This window comes from Actinomadura sp. BRA 177, from assembly GCF_013372625.1.
Classification (GTDB): Bacteria; Actinomycetota; Actinomycetes; order Streptosporangiales; family Streptosporangiaceae; genus Spirillospora.
In genome coordinates, this window is record NZ_JABXFD010000710.1 from 1 (window position 1) to 3,006 (window position 3,006).

3 protein-coding genes are annotated in these 3,006 nt (G+C 70.8%); 1 reads left to right on the plus strand and 2 read right to left on the minus strand.

All coding sequences use genetic code 11. The features are described from left to right. Positions 1 to 175: 175 nt before the first annotated feature. Positions 176 to 643, minus strand: coding sequence for a MarR family transcriptional regulator (locus HUX53_RS38690; RefSeq protein WP_176408233.1), 468 nt, complete (start codon positions 641 to 643; stop codon positions 176 to 178). Positions 644 to 778: 135 nt separating this feature from the next. Between HUX53_RS38690 and HUX53_RS38695 the strand changes: the two genes are divergently transcribed. Continuing rightward, on the plus strand, positions 779 to 1,093 hold the full coding sequence (locus HUX53_RS38695; RefSeq protein WP_176408234.1) for a DUF2530 domain-containing protein: 315 nt from the start codon (positions 779 to 781) through the stop codon (positions 1,091 to 1,093). Here HUX53_RS38695 and HUX53_RS42110 read toward each other — a convergent pair. Further along, the gene (locus HUX53_RS42110) at positions 1,090 to 2,970 is read right to left on the minus strand and encodes a hypothetical protein (RefSeq protein ID WP_176408235.1); all 1,881 of its coding nucleotides are present in this window, start codon (positions 2,968 to 2,970) and stop codon (positions 1,090 to 1,092) included. The genes HUX53_RS38695 and HUX53_RS42110 overlap by 4 nt on opposite strands. Between the last annotated feature and the right edge of the window lie 36 nt (positions 2,971 to 3,006).

Below are 3,006 nucleotides of genomic sequence, written 5' to 3' on the forward strand. Positions count from 1 at the left end.
TTTTTTTGAGTGATTCGGCTCCGCACGATTTTCCACCTTGCCGCTTCGTCGGCAGCGTCAGAGTTGTATAGTAGACAGGTTCATAAGGAATTTCGTTAGCAGAAGCAATTACCAAAGCTAACGTTAATTGCGCATGTGTCATTCCGGCAAGGTGAACATGGCCACACGGCCGCGGTCAGGAGCGGCTGAGCCGGTCGATGATCGGGGCGGCCTGGCGCAGGATCTCGCGTTCGTCGTCGGTCAGCTCGGCGAGCCGGCGGGCGAGCCACGCCTCCTTGCGGCGGCGCTCGTCCGCGAGCAGGGCGGCGCCCTCGTCGGTGGCGTTCAGCACGACCTGCCGCCCGTCGGTCGGGTGCGGGCTGCGCGCGACGAGCCCGCGCTCCTCCAGGTAGGCGAGCACGCGGGTCATCGAGGGCGGCTGCACCTTCTCATGGTCGGCCAGCTCGCGCGGCGTCATCGACCCGTGCCGCTCGATGGCGGCGAGCGCGGCGAACTGGGTGAGCGACAGCGGGCGGCCGCCGTCGCCCGCCGCGGGCGGCCGCAGGTTGCGCAGCCGGCGGGTCAGCCGCGCGATCGAGATGCGCAGCTCCTCGGCCAGCCCCGGCGCGGACGCCGTGCGGCCCCGGATCGGTGGCGTTGTCATGGTCATTGTTCTCCCGGGTACTGCTGCCCATGCTGCCACGCCGCCCGCGCCGACCGTCCGACAGGCCCGTTTTGAGCTGCTCATCACCATGGTCACCGGAGGACCGGCGGGGCCGGGCCACGTAGCCTGTGGACCATGAGCCGACCGCGCCGCCCGGACCCGCCGCCGATGCAGACCAACGACGTCCGCATCGCGGCCGCGGGGACGGTCGCCTGGGCGATCGCGCTCATCGTGCTGCTCGTGGTGGGGCTGCCGTCCGAGGACCGCTGGTGGCTGTGGGTGTGCGCCGCCGGGATCGGGATCGGCCTGTTCGCCATGTGGTACGTGCCCAGGCTCCAGTCCGGACGCGAGCGCGCCGAGGCTGCGCGCACCGCCGAACGCCAGGCCGTGCCGGAGGCCGGAGCGTCGCCGGCCGTGGATCGGACCGTGGACCGCGAACGCGTCGACTAGGGCTCCAGGTCGGCTTCGGCCAGCAGGATGGGCAGGTCTTCGGGGTCGCGTAGGACGGCTTCGATGAGGAGTCGCTCTGTCCAGTTTCCGGTGGACCAGGCGAGCGCTCGCGCTAGGCCGTTCACTCCGCTTGCGTGGATTTCGCCGTCTCTCGTCCACCACGGGACGTCCTGGCCGTCCACGATGAGGCGATCGTGTGCGAGGTAGTCGGCGGGGGCATCCGGTAGGACGGCCCTGACCGCGTCCGGCACGGGACGTTTATCGCCCTCCTGCTCAATGTCGCCTGGTGTCTCGTCCCCGGCCAGCGGCAGATCGAGCAGTTCGGCGAGGCGCGTGTCGCGGCCTTGGGCGACGATGACGAGCGGCTGCCCTTGGAGGAGTGGGAGGAGGTCGGGGCTGTCCAGGACGAGGGCGTCGCCGGCGTCCACGACCTCGACCTCACCGTCGACTATGGCCCGCACGTGGTCGGGTGGCTCGATCGCCGTTTCGGGGGCGTCGGCCAAGGCCGTCCATAGGGTACCCAGTTGTGGACGGGTGACGGAGCGGTCGGGGTCAGCGAGCCGGTCGAGTAGTTCTTGGACGCCGCCAGGTTCCTCAAGCAACTCTTCGAGTGACGTGCGGACGCCCAGTGCGAGCAGTAGCCGCTCGTCCAAGCCCTCTGGAGCGACGTCGTAGAGCCCGGTCAGCGAATCGTCGCCGCCCAGCCGGAATTCCGCCGGCGTGCGTCCGTCCAGTATCGGGTGTCGTCCCAGCCACCACGCCGTGTACGACGGGACGGCCACACGCCTGCCGTTGTGCAGGGTGACATGGGCGGGATCCACGATCGCGGCCCGCCATGGAGGCCCGGCAAGAAGCCTCAGCGCCGCCGACCAGTCATCGACGAGTTCCAGGTCGCGGACGGCCACGAACTCCGGCACGAGCGGCGGAAGATCCTGCGGGCCGATGCGCGTCAGGACCTCGTCCGCCCAGAGGTCCTCGTCGTCCAGTTCCAGGGTCTCAGCCTCATCGACAAGGCCAGCCAGGTTCACGTCTTCGCTCTTGGCGAGTGCGAAACCGTCCAAGACTCCGACGGCCGCGAGCGTCTCCGCGCCCCATCGCTCCAGCACCTCGCCGTCCACGACACCGAACGGCGCGTCATCGGCCATGAGGCCCCGCAACGGGCTTTCCGGCAGCAGCAGTTCACCCGCCGGGTAAAGCTCTCCGTCGTCACCGGGCAGGGCCAGTTCCGCCAGCCACGGCTCGTCGCCGGGGTCGATGTGCGCGGGACCCACCAGCCCCAGCACGGCCTCCGCGACGGCATCGGGATCGTCGGCCTGGAACGACTCCTCCACGGCCGTCCGCACCCCGGCGTCGGCGAGCACCGTACGCGGCCCCGCCTCGATCGCGCCCAGCCGCATCAGCAGCGGATGGACGGCCTCCGGATGGACGAACCGCAGCCCGAGCGCGTCCAGCCCCGCCGGATCGACGCCGTCCGCGACCAGCAGCCCCCGCGGCCCGCGCACCAGCCGCCCGGTCTCGCCCGCCAACGGCACCGGCAAGGCGCCCAGAGCGTCCCTGGCGGGTCCGTCCAAAGCGTCATATATCCGGCGCCACCACGCCGGTTCCCGGTCCACAGCGGCCAGCTCGTCGATCACGTCGGCCAGTTCGACGCGCCGGACCCCGAGCGCGGCCAGCGCCGGGCTCCGCGCCGGCCACTCCGGCGGCAGCAACCCGCCGACCACTGCGGCCGCGCCGCCGAGGACGTCGACGAACGCCCGCAGGATGATGACCGGCGTGACGATCAGCGGCACGGTCATGGGCGGGTAGCGGAGCAGCCGCTTGAGCTGCCGCCGGACCATGGTGGACGAGTCGCGCATGGCGAGGGTGAGGGTGCTCATCGGGTGGCCTCCTTCTGCCGGCCGGTGAGGGTGAGG